Genomic DNA, 13455 nt, shown 5'->3' with positions numbered 1-13455 from the left:
TGCGGATCATTGGTTAAGCGAAATAGTATGCAATGGCCGCTGCTACAAACATGATAAACATCCCAAAAGACATTAAGGAGGAATTACCGTTGGTCAAGCCAAGATAAATCACAATAAAATCAAGCCACATGATTATAACTGAAGCTACCATGCCTTGCAGCTTATATTTCTTTTTAAACGGCTCACTTTTTTGAACCTGCGATGTACCGGTTTGCGCATGAGTTTGACTCATTACCTTCACCCCCACTTACTTAATCCCCGGGAAGAATACGTAGAGCATTAACCAAGCCAAAACACCAACGACCAAACACTGAATAATAGTATAAACTGTTGTAGCTTTCAAGCACTCCCCTTCACGGCCCACAGTATTGGTTACCCCGGTACCAAGTGCCACGTTCATCGGGCAGAACATATTGCCAATAGCACCGCCGGTAGTTTGTAAGCCCAAGATTACAAAGGGGCTAATTGCCAGCAAAGTAGCTACTTCTCTCTGTAAACCGGTAAATAATATGTTGGAGTTGGTATTGCTTCCGGTCATAAATGCCCCCAATACTCCAATAAAGGGGGAGATTACGGCGTAAGCAGCACCGGTATATTTGGCCATACCATGAGCCAGGTAAGTTGTCATTCCTGTCTCCATCATTACTACGGCCATCATACTCATAGTGAGCACAGTAACTGTAGCTCCAATAGCTTGTTTTACGGCCCTGTTCAGCACCATTTTTCCTCCGCCCTCAGGCCAAAGCTTCCTGGAGCGATAGTACAAATACGCCAAAAAAGCAGATGTAAAGATCAACGTCCCTGGAGCGGTAAACATTTTGATAGATGAATATTTTTTTGCCGATTCGTTTGTAAAACCAAATACTGTTTGGGTTTCGGGAAATGGCAAGCCTAAAACCCATAAGTCACTTAAATAATCCTTCACAGGTTTGATTAGGTAAATTGCAAAAACTACGGCTATGAGGATAAAATAAGCAGAAAATGCTGTAGCAAAACTAAACGGTTCTTTCTCATACTCAATTGTTGCCTCTTCTTTTGGTTTATAAGCTTTTAACTTGGTGACTACAAGCCCTCCTACCAATAACCCGCAAATACCGGCGGTAAACGATGCAACGTACGGGGTGACGAAATTGGCCATTATGTTTAGCACAATTGCCATGGTACCACCAATTAGTAAAACAGCTGGCAAACCGTCTTTAATTCCCTTCCAACCGTTATAGTAGTGAGCGATGCAAAAGCCGACCATTAAACAGGCAATTCCTAAGAACAATGCGCCAAAAGTGGCTAGCCTGGTGGGGTCAAGATCTGTCAAACGTACCAAAACTGAATAAGAGGAACCAAGCGATCCAAAGGTAACTGACCATGAGTGCCCAATTAAAGCTGTAACAACTGCTACAATCGGGTCAAATCCTAAACCGACTAATAGTGGCGATCCTACAGCAACAGGTACACCAAAACCGCAGACACCTTGAACAAAAGACGGAAAAGCCCAGCCCAGCACCAAAAGCTGCAGTAACTTATTGCCGTGGGTAAGTCGGGTAAATGTTGATGCTATCACTTTAAAACTACCGGTCACGTCAACTACGTTATATAACGTCATGGCTCCCCAGATTAAGTACAATACAAATACTGTTGTCCATAATCCTTTAATAGTTCCTGAAGCTAAAATATCCATGTCTCCACCGAAAAATAAAGCACCTACAATTAAGGACGCTACCCAGGCTACAGCGCCGGATTTTCCGCCACTCCAGCGAAATCCCATCATCAGAACCAGCACTAACACGATGGGTATCCAGGCGATGAGCCATCTCCCTATTGTCAAGTCCGGTAAACCTTGCATTTGTTATCCTCCTCCATAAAAACTCAGGTTGAAGCGCAACCTTTTGCCGTCTTTTTTGCCGTACAAGCTGTCATATGTTTAGGCTAGTCAATACTCCTAATCACAAACTATTATTACGGCTTGGTATTCTCTGTAGACGGGTATGATGAGGAAGTAACGCTAGTCTTTCTAGAAATTTCTCTCGCCTAAATATAGTAACAACACAAAAGCATATAATAAATCGAAATTTTTAGATAATTGTCTGCGCTGTTGGTATTATCAATAATTAATTACCTTGGGTTGGCTATATTAAAGTTATGGACACGACAAAATCCCCAAGCGTCTCCTTAGAGACGCCCGGGGTGTTGTTTTACTGATTTTACTATAACTATTCAGCCATTGGCGGCACGGGAGCAGCTTTAATTCCGACTTCGGCACACCGTGCATCCACAAAGGCCTGCATTTTTTCAATATGCTCAGGCTGCAGGTGAGCAAAACGCTTCTGGAGCTTGAGGTATTCGGAAACCGGCTTCCTCTTCTCCAATTTAACAGAAAGTTTGTACTCACCCGTTGCTCTATCAAATTCGTAAAGTTGGTACATGCCGGTTTCAACCGCTAATTTGCCCATTTTAACGGTTTGCTCAGCCGGGAAGGACCAACCTTTCGGACATGGAGCATGGATGTATAAGAAAGCAGGTCCGTCAGCATTTAAGCCTTTTCTTACTTTGTTCATCAAGTCAACAGGGTAAGAAACTGAGGCTGTGGCCAGGTATTTTAATTCCGGATGTCCATGGGCCATTATCTTCGGAAGGTCTTTCGGGAACAATTTCTTTCCTTCCGGAATTTCCGGTCCGGCAGGAGTAAATGTTGTCCAAGCACCGTAAGGAGTAGTCGGCGAAGTCTGAATACCGGTATTGGCATAGGATTCGTTGTCATAACAAATGAAAAGGATGTTATGACCACGGTAGAAAGCAGCTGACAATGCTTGAATACCGATATCAGCGGCACCGCCGTCACCGGCCATTACGATAATGCCAGGGAACTCACCGTCATACTTTTTCTTACGGATCATGGCTTTATAAGCAGCTTCGATACCGGATGCAACAGCTCCACCGTTGGTGATTTGAGCATGGATCCAGGGAACAGCCCAGGGACCACAGCCATAACTGGTATTAGCAACGTACATACAACCAGTTGGACCTATAAAAATTGTATTCGGACCGGCTGCTTTCGCAACCAATCTGTAACTCAGCGCAGGGCCACACCCAGCACAGGTTCTGTGACCAGGAACATAATATTCTTCCTTAGGAGCCTTTTTCAAAGATTTAATTTCTTCTAACATCAATATTCCCTCCTTTCGCAAGGTTGGTCTATAGTTCAAATGGAATCCAGTAAGCAGACTGTTCTACTTTGCCTGTTTTGGCAATTTCTAACAGCTTATTGAATATGCGGTAGAATTCTTGGTGTGTAATAACTTCTCCGCCAAGACCGCCAACAAAACCTACTGTCTTAACTTTGTCGCCCAAATCATAGAGAGCAGTTCTTGCCTCAGTCAGCAGCACGCCGCTGCCACCGGCAATACCAAAGTTAACGGAGTTATCAACTACACCGACAACTTTGAACTGAGATAGGAATTCGCGAATTTCTTCAGTCGGGAATGGTCTGAAAGTCCGTAGTCTTACCACACCAACCTTATCTCCCAGGTTGCTCATACGCTTAGCCACTGTCTTGGCTGTTTCAGCATGAGCTCCTTGCATAAAGATTACAACATCAGCTCCCTCGGTGTTATAAGCTTCAAACCAAGGATGGTAGTTACGACCGAAGATTTCATTGTACTGGGCTACTACTTCCGGAATTACTTTTTTGGCTTCTCTCATAGCCAGAACACGCTGGTACTGCAGGGGAGGCCCCATTGCAGGCTCAATTTGCGGACCAATAATTTGTGGGTTCCTTGGATCTAATACATGGTGGTTTTTGTACGGAGGCAAAAATTCTTTAACTTGAGCTGCGTCGGGAATATCAACCTCTCCTAAAATGTGGGACACATAGTAACCGTCTTGACAGGCGTATTGCGGAAGCAATACCCTCGGATCTTCACCGATGCGGTAAAACATTAAAGTGTTGTCAAGTGCTTCTTGCGGCGTGGAAGCCCAGCCCTGGATCCAGCACTGGTCGCGGCACTGCAAAGCATCAGTATGCTCAGAACCAAAATCTCCCGGGGGATCCAGAGTCCTGTCAGCAATAGCCATTTGCAACGGTAACCTTTCACCGGAAATCGGAGAATAAACTTCCATCGCGTAGGTTACACCCACGCCTGAACTACCAGTAAACGCCCTGGCTCCGGCAGCAGACGCCCCATAAACTACGGACAGCTGAGCATGTTCGCCTTCACCATGGATAAACTCTGCATCCAACTCTCCGTCAGCAACCATTCTGGCCAACTCGGACATAATACCGGTGTACGGACGAATCGGATAGGAACAAATAACATCCACATCTGCCAATTTCACAGCATTTGCAACTGCTACACAACCTGAAATACGTTTTTTAATACCCATGAAATTCACCTCCCCATTATACTGTTAATCATTAAATTCCAGTTCTGGAACGTTTGTGATTGCCCCTACGGGACAATTTTCTGTACACAGGCCACATCCCTTACAGTATTTAAAATTCCAGACCAGACCGTCGTCAGTTTGTGCAATACAAGCGTCGGGGCAGCTAATCCAACAGGTTAAGCACTCGGTGCACTTATCCCTGTCGATGATCGGCCGTCTTACGCGCCAGTGGCCGGTTATCATCCCTTCATTTTCGGTTTTAGGTGAGGGTACAGTTCCGGCAAATGGTACATCGGCAACAGTAAAATGCTTAGCAGACATTCTCTTGGCACCTCCTCTATTTTATCTCGCTTTAATTACGCAGAAGCTTTCAATGAAGCTACAGAAGCTATAACCACATTATTGTAGCCGGCTTGGCAAGCTGCTTTGTTTTTAACAACTTCCAAAAGATTGTTGAAATCAACGATACCGCTGGCTTTTACAGCGGCGCCAGCCAGAGCAGCTCCTAGTCCTGCACCGATACCGGAAGCGTCGGTGGCACCCTCGGCGCCGGACAGCGTAATAATGTTGGTTGCTAAGGAAGAGGCATCAACAGTGGCAATTGTTTCGCAGTTGCCAAAGTCCTTGATAAATTTAGCAATTTCTTGAGGACTTCTCTTGGTATTTACTACCAAAACACCACCTGGCTTCATGCCCTCGAGAATAGGGTTACCTTTAACTAAAGTTTCCTCAGTCAAGACTACCAGGTTGGGAGCATCATTTTCATAAACGTACTTGCTTTCAATGGGGTCCGTACTAATTCTGGCATAAGCCCTCACCGGTACATAAATGCGGTCAGGTAAATCTACATAGTTTTCGAATGCTTGAACATACTTGCCTTCTTTTCTAGCAGCCTCCGTCAGAGCGACAACTACGTCACGGGCGTCCTTGTTTTCATAGACACCTCTTGCCCAGGTGGTAACTTGCTTTAACCCAGGCTCTTCAAACAATTTGTCAACATCTGTCATGCTGTTTTAAATCCTCCTTTCTTAATGTACATTTAGCTTAAATTTTAAGCTTCTAAGATTGTGGCTTTATTAACCACCTCCTTAAAAGAGTATTTTTGTTTATGTCAACCTTAATTTAAGCCCTATGCTAGCAGGCTGCCTTAATGGATTTCGTTAAATTCACCTCATGGATGGCTTTATCAAAATGTTCTTTTCGTAAAATAAGGTTTGCCTCCATTGCTTCTTCGTGCAAGGCATATCCCCCGGCAATATAGTCGCCGATAGCCAGATAAGAGGCCTTTTTGCAGATACCATCTATATCTGAACCGACCATTCCTTGTGTCATCTCAGCCAGTAAATGTAAGTTGACATCCCTGGCCAAGGGTTTATTTTTTAGATGCACTTCAAAAATTTTTAACCTTTGTTCAAAATCAGGGATTGGAAAGTCTACGATATAATCAAATCTTCCAGGTCGAAGTAAGGCAGGATCTAATGCATCAATGCGGTTGGTAGCAGCTAGTACGATTACTCCTTTTAATTCTTCCAAGCCGTCCAGCTCAGTTAAAAACTGACTAACCATCCGTTCGGAGACATTGGAAGTAGAGCTTGTTCCGCTGCGGTGTGGTGTTAAAGCATCTATTTCATCGAAGAATAGAATACACGGAGAAGCTTGTTTTGCCTTTTTGAAAACTTCATGCAACGCTTTTTCCGATTCACCAATCCAACGGGAAAATAGCGTTGCGCTGGCTACGGAAATAAAATTAACTTCGCTTTCCCTTGCCAAAGCTTTTGCCACTAGAGTTTTGCCGGTGCCGGTAGGACCACTCAACAGGATTCCTTTAGCTGCGGTCATCTTAAGCCGGTTGAATAAATCACCGTATTTCAAGGGCCACTCCACCAGCGTTATCAATTTTTCTTTAATATGGTCCAGGCCCCCAACGTCCTCCCAGCTCACTTCGGGAATGTCAGTAAAAAACTCCCGTGTAGCCGAAGGATCGGCTTCAGCTAGAGCCTGCTGAAAGTCTTCCATTGTAACTTCTACTTGCAGTTCCTGCTCTTTGTCACCTCCAAACTCAATTTGCGGCAGGATCCGCCTGACAGCGTACATACCGGCTTCCTTACACAGGTTAGCCAAATCCGCTCCCACAAAACCATGGGTTACTTGGGCCAATCTCTCCAGGGAAACATCTTCGGCTAAAGTCATCCCTCGCGTATGAATCTTTAAAATGTGCAACCTTCCGTTTTTATCCGGCGCATTAATAGCTATTTCCCGATCAAAACGACCTGGTCGCCGCAACGCACCGTCAACCATGTCGGGAATGTTCGTAGCACCAATTACTACGACTTCGCCCCTTGATTCCAAACCATCCATTAGGGCCAGCAACTGGGCTACTACCCTTTTTTCAACATCACCGTGCACTTCTTGCCTTTTAGGAGCTAAGGCATCAATCTCATCAAGAAACAGTATACTGGGGGCATGCTTACGGGCTTCATCAAATACTTCCCTGAGTTTGGCTTCACTCTCGCCGTAATATTTATGCATAATCTCCGGCCCATTGACATGGATAAAATACGCTTCTGTCTCGCTGGCAACTGCCCTGGCTATTAAGGTTTTTCCGGTGCCTGGTGGGCCATGCAACAGGACTCCCTTGGGAGCCTCAATCCCCAGCTGTCGGAATACGTCAGGGTATTTCAAAGGAAGCTCAATTATCTCTCTTACTTTTTGTACTTCCTTGTCAAGCCCGCCTATATCCTCGTAAGATACTTTATAACTTTGTTCCTCAAGCACATCAGGTGTTTTCACCCTAACAGTGGTTTCCTTAGTTACAATTACCGGACCTTTGGGCGCGGTACCTTCAACTCTAAAGCCCTCTTCCCTGGTGCCAAACAACTTCAGCATAATTTTATCGCCGACAATTACCGGCAACCCTGTAATTAAACTTCTAATAAATTTAAGCTGTTGTTCTTTATCATAGCTTCTGCCCGATTCCAAGGGGCTCAAAACTACAGTACGGGCTTGTTTTGTCGAAACTTTCCGAACAATAACAGTTTCATCAATACCTACCCTGGCATTATCTCTAATTATGCCGTCCATTTGAATAATCTCTTTGCGGCTATGTTCGGCAAATGCTGGCATAACTTTAGCTACTGTAGTCCGTCCGCCTTGAATCTCTATAATATCGCCCATTTTGGCGCCAATTTTCTCCAGGTCATAGCTATCAATGCGAACGATGCCCTTACGAACATCTTCAATTAAACCTTCTGCCACCCTTAGCATCATTTCCGACGCATCCTGGACTGTCACACCATTACCTCCTTCCGCAATGTTCTCTGTAAGAACGTAAGGCGCGTTCTCCCTTAACAGCATAATTTCCTATACAACCAGCAAAACGCCAAAAGCATGTGGTATCCGGTATACCAAATGCACCAGAAAAAATTACGCTTAAGGCGTTTGTATTTTTATGGCTTCTTTTACAATTTTTGGTTTCTTCTTTTGGTTAATTTATTCTCTGTTAATTTAAAGATTCCTGCTGCAAAAATAAAAAATAGAAAAATTTTTTTTGTAAATGTTCAACCTTACTGCGACATTTTCAGGTACGCCTGTTTCGAGTTTTCGATATGCTCCTTGGCCAATTTTTCAGCCAAAATGCTATTGCCGCTTGTGATAGCTTCTACAATGGTACGGTGCTCCCTGGCAGCTTCCTGCATCCTGCCGGGGTGACTATATCCCTTTTGAGTATAGCTGGCAATATATTCGACAAAAGTCTGAATCATTTGATATAACCTTGGACTGTTAGCAGCTTTGTAAATAATATCATTAAATTTCAAATGCAAGTCTCTGAATTTCTCCTGTTCACCCTCTTCTATAGCCTTATCCATTTGATCCACCAACATCTTCAACTTCGAAGCTATTTTAGGAGTAATGTTCTCGGAAGCTAATCTGGCAGCTACGCCTTCTAAAGCTGCCCGTATTGTAAAAATCTCAATTACCTCATTGAGAGAGACTTTGGTTACAATCACACCTTTGCGCGGGATATGGGTGACAAGCCCTTCAAGTTCCAATTTCCGTATGGCTTCCCGAATAGGTGTCCTGCTAATGCCCAATTGATTGGCTAATTCCCTTTCTACCAGTCTTTGTCCGGGCTCAAGCTTGCCGCTTAAGATTGCATGGCGCAAAATTTCGAAAGCTGTTTCCCGGATTGGTGTCAGCTGTTCAAGTTTAATTGGTTCAAATGCTTGCTTCATTTGCACTCTTGCCCCCATCTTCCAACGAGGTATACGGTATACCACCATTCCATGAAAAATTTTTCTTTGACAATTATTTTATATGATTCATTCGCGATGTTTTTGAAAATTCCTTCTCTTTGAAACCCAACTTGATAAATTTTTTACTGTTTTTTTTATACTTTTGTGTATAATTCGGGTGAAAATACTGATAATATCAAAAACGTTTCAGAAGTCATTTAATATATGTTATACGCCAAGGACAAGTTCCAAGCGGACGACCGGTGGAGGAAAAATGAACAACAGTAGAGTTGAAAGAAACAGAAGAAAATTTTACTTCAAGCATGGTTTTGACATAGCTAAGTATGCTGATGCCCAGGCTGCGGGGATGTCCAGGCAAGAAACTGCTGAATTTTTAGGTGTTAAGCCCGAAGTGATTGAAGCTTTTGAAAACAAAGGTTTTAAGTAACTGTTAACTATAAGGGCATGTGTTATTTTCTTTACCATCTACTTCCATCTTGCTGTTTAACTTGGTACAATAATGCCAAAATTTTGGTATACCAAACAATACAGGGGGATTAAGCATGCTAGAACAAAATACAGTTCTCAAACCGCAAAATTCCGACTGAAAGTTTCTATTTTCTGAATACTTGGTCAAAATAAAGGGTGGTAAGCATTGCCTCATTCTGCGCTTCCGCAGTGCTTATCCACGGAGTTCCAGACGTTCCATTGGCCCAATCATTGGCGGCCATATTATTTCAGCTGTAACTGGCGTAATTACATATACTCTCTTTGGTCTTAGCTGGTGGTCTGCAGTCCTTGGCTGTGCTTTTAGCATAGTTGCCATGCTTTTAACTAAAACAACCCATCCTCCTGGCGGCGCTACAGGCTTAATCGCTGTTTGGACTCAACAATCCCTGTCTTTTATAGTTGCACCGGTAGCTATAGGGGCAGTCATTTTAGTTATTGTAGGCATAATTACCAACAACCTTTCTCCGCGCAGGAATTACCCCAAATACTGGATATAACCTTGAAAAGTCAGAATAGATGACAATAAATATATATTTTGATTGCTTATAAAAAAATTTGCTGCTCCTTTAGAAGCAGCTTTTTATTGGGCATTTATCTTTATTGCAGATTTAACAAGTTTATTATTTCAAGTTGTTTAAAAAAGCCACTACCTCGCCGAAACTTTGGAATGGTATTGCCCTGAGTCCTTTTTGCCGGCAATAGTCCAGGAGTTTCCCTTTAGCAAAAAGGATATCAGCTTCACCGGCCACGCAGATATCAGAAGTCCCGTCACCTATATAGACAACAACTTTTCCCTGTTTATTCAGCTTTTTTAGAAGTGATTTTTTACATGTTCCACAGCGTTTACAACGCTGCTCTTGGTGGGGACAACTTATGGTGAACTTGTTCCCTTTTATCACCAGTTGGTTACTGAAATACGGAATATCTTCCAGGCCAAACCTTGATAAAATTTGCGCAATGTTTAAATCATAGCCGTCACTTAAAATATAAAGTTCCTCTTGTCTTGACCTGCAGTACACTAAAAAATCCTGAAATGTCTCATCTATCTCCATGGCGCTCATCAATTCCCGCCAGTCTTCCTCTGAAGCTTGAAACAGATCAAAAATCGCCTTTGCACATTCTTCAGTACTGATTTCACCCCTCTCCCAGCGGGCTTCAATCTCTTGTCCTCCTTCGCCGGCAAAAGCCTGGACCATGGCTGCACAAGTATCTTGCTTGGTTATTGTCCCATCAAAATCCACAAAATAGATCCTAGCCGCGTCTAATAAATGTTTCATTGTAATAACTCCCGTAATTCTTTCACCTTAGCTCTGATATCAGGGGCTTCCAAAATTTCTGTAACCAGGGCAATGCAACGGGCGCCCCTTTGGCGCACCTCCCTGATATTGTGCGCCTTAATTCCCCCAATGGCAACGAAGGGAATTGAAACGTTTTTTGCGGCATATTCCAAATATTCCAAACCAACCGGGGCACAAACATCTTTTTTGGTAGCAGTCCGGTAGATAGGGCCTACCCCGATATAGTCAGCACCTCTTTTCATAGCAGCCTGGGCTTGCTCCGGGGAGTGAGTGGACAAACCTATTAACATCTCGGCACCAACCAGTTCCCTCACCTTCTCAATGGGAAGATCCTCTTGCCCGATATGCACTCCGTCGGCCTTAACCAACATGGCTATATCGATATCATCGTTGACAATAAATGTGACTCCGGCAGCCTTGGTCAACTCCCTGATTTTTAAACACTCCTGATATTTGTATAAAGCTTTCTTCTCTTTTTCCCTGTACTGTATTACTTTTATTCCCGCAGCAATTAACTCCCTTACTACTTCCAAGTTACCCCTGCCTCGAGAGAATTCTTCCCCGGTAATAGCATACAAATCAGTATCAAAAATTTTCTGCACAGTTTCCGCCCGCATTTTCTTCCCCCTTAATTACATCCTCGGTGAGAGGATGCCAATCTTTGAACACCGGATCATACCCGTTTTGCAAAAGCATTACCCGTATTTCCTCCACACTCCGGGTATCGGAAACGGCAAATTGCTCCTCTCCTGCCTCCTCCAAAGTATGCCCCCCCACCTTGGTGCAAGAACCAGCCGACATTTTGGTAACTCCAAGCCTCAGGATATTATCCCTGAACTCAGCTCTTTCCCGGGTCGAAACCGTGATCCCAAGCCTGGGCATAAACAAACGCAAAGCCAACATGTATTGCACCACATTTTTGTCGGTTACTTTTGCGTTCGGTTGGAAACTGCCTGCATGGGGTCTGAGCCTTGGTACTGATACACTGATCTCCGTGTCCAGGTATCTATCCTGTAGATATTTGGCATGCAATCCTGTAAAGAACGCTTCTTTCCTCCAGTCGTTAAGTCCCAGTAAAGCGCCGATATTAACTGAACGCATTTTGGCCTCACAAGCTCTTTCCGGAGCTTCCAATCGGAAACGGTAATTCTTTTTAGGCCCGCTTAAATGAATATCGTCATACACCCCTTCATCGTAAACTTCCTGATAAATAGTCAGCCCATCCACACCTGCGGCAATTACTTGCCGGTATTCTTCGGTATCTAAGGGGTAAATCTCAATGCTGATAGAGGAGAAATATTTTCTTAAAACATGTATACAGTCCATTATATAGTCCAGCGGTGCATGGTATTTAGACTCACCGGTCAGAATTAAAATATGCCTTAAACCTTGACTGGAAATGGCCTGGGCTTCCTGTTCAACCTCTTGGATGGTAAGGGTTTTACGCCGAATCTTATTTGCGGCATTATAACCGCAGTAACTGCAGCGGTTAACACAGTAGTTAGAAAGATACAAAGGGGTGTAGAGTAGGATGGTGGGACCAAAATGCTGCCTAGTCAGCTTGTGGGCCTTTTTAGCCATATCCTCCAGCAAACTCTCAGCAGTCTCCGATAGGAGTGCCAAGTATTCCCAAACTGATATGTTGTCTTTTGTCAGAATACCGGCAATGTCTTGAGGGGTTAATTCCCGCCAAAACTTGTTGAAGTCAAAATCCTTGTATGCATTATAACATTCATAAAAGCTCATTTTTCTCACCAAAAATCCCTTTAAATTGCCTCTTCATATGTCAAAAAACCGGTCAAAGGTGAAGAAGCTTCAGCATAATACTTTGTTCTCCCTGTTTTAGCAAGATAAGCTTTTCTGCCGGCCTGTACTGCTAGATTAAATGCTCCCGCCATCAAAACCGGATCCCCGGCCGTTGCTATGGCCGTATTGACAAGCACGGCAGCAGCCCCCATTTCCATGGCTTCCGCTGCTTCAGAGGGCTTGCCAATGCCGGCATCTACCACTATAGGGACCTCAATTTCTTCGATCAAAATTCGGATTAACTCTTTAGTTTTAAGTCCCCGGTTAGTGCCAATAGGAGCCCCCAGAGGCATAACAGCAGCAGCTCCTACATCCTGCAGTTTTTTTGCCACCATTAAATCAGGACTCATGTAAGGCAAAACAACAAATCCTTCTTTAACCAGGATTTCCGTAGCTTTAATTGTTTCGTAGTTATCCGGCAGCAAATATTTGTTATCAGAAATAACTTCAATCTTAATCCAGTTACCGCAGCCCGCGGCTCTGGCTATCCGTGCAATTCGCACCGCTTCATCGGCGTTGCGGGCTCCGGAGGTGTTAGGTAATAAAATACAGCTCTTGGGTATATAATTTAAAACATTTTCCTGTTCCGAGTCAAAATCCACTCTCCGAAGGGCCATGGTTACCACTTGGCTCTGAGACTCCTTAATAACTTCGGGAATAATAGTTTTATTTGGAAACTTGCCCGTACCGATAAACAGCCGGTTATTCAAAGCCCGTCCACCGATTAACAAAGAGTCTTCCATATTTTAACCTCCTCCAACGAAACGCAAAACTTCCAACTGATCATTTTCTTTTAAAACCGTTAAACCATAATCCTCATGTTTTAAATGGCTGCCGTTGTAGAGCAGGATATAGGAACCAGTGTTTAAACCTTTAGTCTGTAAAAATTCCAAAACAGTAATTTCCCGCTCCAGTTTTTCTTTTTTCCCATTGACTGTAATGAACATCAGTTCCCTCCTTTCCTAAAATATAAATGCCAATTAATTTTTTTGAACAACTGCTTAAACTTGTAAAATAAAAAGCCCCATCCAGCGAGATTTGGATGCGGCTTTAACTTAACAAGTATGTCACTTCCCTACGCTGGTATGATCCAGATCAGGTTCAAGGGTTAAAAGGCTTCATCGCGCCTTTCTCTCAGCCGGGCTACCGACACCCCTAGCGGTATACTATTCAGTTGCTTATCTATATTTTATTTTGCCTTCTTAGAAAATGCAAGCTATTTTTTTCCTAAA

15 protein-coding genes and 1 riboswitch are annotated in these 13455 nt (G+C 43.6%); of the genes, 2 read left to right on the top strand and 13 right to left on the bottom strand.

All coding sequences use genetic code 11. The features are described 5' to 3' along the window. Nucleotides 1-13: 13 nt before the first annotated feature. From EYS13_RS01875 to EYS13_RS01840, 8 genes are all read right to left on the bottom strand, one after another. Nucleotides 14-232, bottom strand: a complete 219-nt coding sequence (locus tag EYS13_RS01875; protein ID WP_227765396.1) for a hypothetical protein — start codon at nt 230-232, stop codon at nt 14-16. Nucleotides 233-247: 15 nt separating this feature from the next. After that, a complete protein-coding gene (locus EYS13_RS01870; RefSeq protein ID WP_227765394.1) occupies nt 248-1840 on the bottom strand; it encodes an L-lactate permease in 1593 nt (530 codons plus the stop codon). 367 nt (nt 1841-2207) lie between these two features. Continuing rightward, nucleotides 2208-3161 (bottom strand): oxalate oxidoreductase subunit beta, encoded by a 954-nt coding sequence (locus tag EYS13_RS01865; RefSeq protein ID WP_227765392.1) that lies wholly within the window; start codon nt 3159-3161, stop codon nt 2208-2210. A 28-nt stretch (nt 3162-3189) separates the two neighbouring features. Continuing rightward, on the bottom strand, nt 3190-4377 hold the full coding sequence (locus EYS13_RS01860) for an oxalate oxidoreductase subunit alpha (RefSeq protein ID WP_227765390.1): 1188 nt from the start codon (nt 4375-4377) through the stop codon (nt 3190-3192). 24 nt (nt 4378-4401) lie between these two features. Further along, on the bottom strand, nt 4402-4698 hold the full coding sequence (locus tag EYS13_RS01855) for a 4Fe-4S binding protein (RefSeq protein WP_227765389.1): 297 nt from the start codon (nt 4696-4698) through the stop codon (nt 4402-4404). Nucleotides 4699-4733: 35 nt separating this feature from the next. Continuing rightward, nucleotides 4734-5384: an oxalate oxidoreductase subunit delta gene (locus EYS13_RS01850; protein WP_227765388.1), complete on the bottom strand. Its 651-nt coding sequence runs from the start codon at nt 5382-5384 to the stop codon at nt 4734-4736. A 127-nt stretch (nt 5385-5511) separates the two neighbouring features. After that, nucleotides 5512-7644 (bottom strand): CDC48 family AAA ATPase, encoded by a 2133-nt coding sequence (locus EYS13_RS01845; protein ID WP_423055311.1) that lies wholly within the window; start codon nt 7642-7644, stop codon nt 5512-5514. Between the two features lie 296 nt (nt 7645-7940). Then, nucleotides 7941-8609, bottom strand: coding sequence for a GntR family transcriptional regulator (locus EYS13_RS01840; protein WP_227765385.1), 669 nt, complete (start codon nt 8607-8609; stop codon nt 7941-7943). Between the two features lie 274 nt (nt 8610-8883). On the opposite strand from EYS13_RS01840, the gene EYS13_RS01835 reads away from it, so the two are divergent. Next, nucleotides 8884-9057: a helix-turn-helix domain-containing protein gene (locus tag EYS13_RS01835; RefSeq protein WP_227765383.1), complete on the top strand. Its 174-nt coding sequence runs from the start codon at nt 8884-8886 to the stop codon at nt 9055-9057. 181 nt (nt 9058-9238) lie between these two features. Continuing rightward, the gene (locus tag EYS13_RS01830; protein WP_227765381.1) at nt 9239-9616 is read left to right on the top strand and encodes an HPP family protein; all 378 of its coding nucleotides are present in this window, start codon (nt 9239-9241) and stop codon (nt 9614-9616) included. A 123-nt stretch (nt 9617-9739) separates the two neighbouring features. On the opposite strand, the gene EYS13_RS01825 is transcribed toward EYS13_RS01830, so the two are convergent. From EYS13_RS01825 to thiS, 5 genes are read right to left on the bottom strand one after another with little or no spacing between them, the layout of a single operon-like run. Next, nucleotides 9740-10396, bottom strand: a complete 657-nt coding sequence (locus tag EYS13_RS01825) for an MtnX-like HAD-IB family phosphatase (protein WP_227765379.1) — start codon at nt 10394-10396, stop codon at nt 9740-9742. Continuing rightward, nucleotides 10393-11034, bottom strand: a complete 642-nt coding sequence (gene thiE / locus EYS13_RS01820; RefSeq protein WP_227765377.1) for a thiamine phosphate synthase — start codon at nt 11032-11034, stop codon at nt 10393-10395. The genes EYS13_RS01825 and thiE overlap by 4 nt, the downstream gene beginning before the upstream one ends. Beyond that, nucleotides 11003-12163 (bottom strand): 2-iminoacetate synthase ThiH, encoded by a 1161-nt coding sequence (gene thiH / locus EYS13_RS01815; protein ID WP_227765375.1) that lies wholly within the window; start codon nt 12161-12163, stop codon nt 11003-11005. The genes thiE and thiH overlap by 32 nt, the downstream gene beginning before the upstream one ends. A 20-nt stretch (nt 12164-12183) precedes the next feature. Beyond that, nucleotides 12184-12966, bottom strand: a complete 783-nt coding sequence (locus EYS13_RS01810; protein ID WP_227765373.1) for a thiazole synthase — start codon at nt 12964-12966, stop codon at nt 12184-12186. A gap of 3 nt (nt 12967-12969) precedes the next feature. After that, entirely contained in the window at nt 12970-13170 is a 201-nt protein-coding gene (thiS, locus tag EYS13_RS01805; protein WP_227765372.1) for a sulfur carrier protein ThiS, read from the bottom strand. A gap of 108 nt (nt 13171-13278) precedes the next feature. Continuing rightward, nucleotides 13279-13390, bottom strand: a riboswitch (TPP riboswitch). Between the last annotated feature and the right edge of the window lie 65 nt (nt 13391-13455).

It is taken from the genome of Zhaonella formicivorans, assembly GCF_004353525.1.
Classification (GTDB): domain Bacteria; phylum Bacillota; class DUOV01; order DUOV01; family Zhaonellaceae; genus Zhaonella; species Zhaonella formicivorans.
The sequence above is the reverse complement of the archived record's forward strand: the minus strand, read 5'-3'. Positions and strand labels throughout refer to the sequence as shown.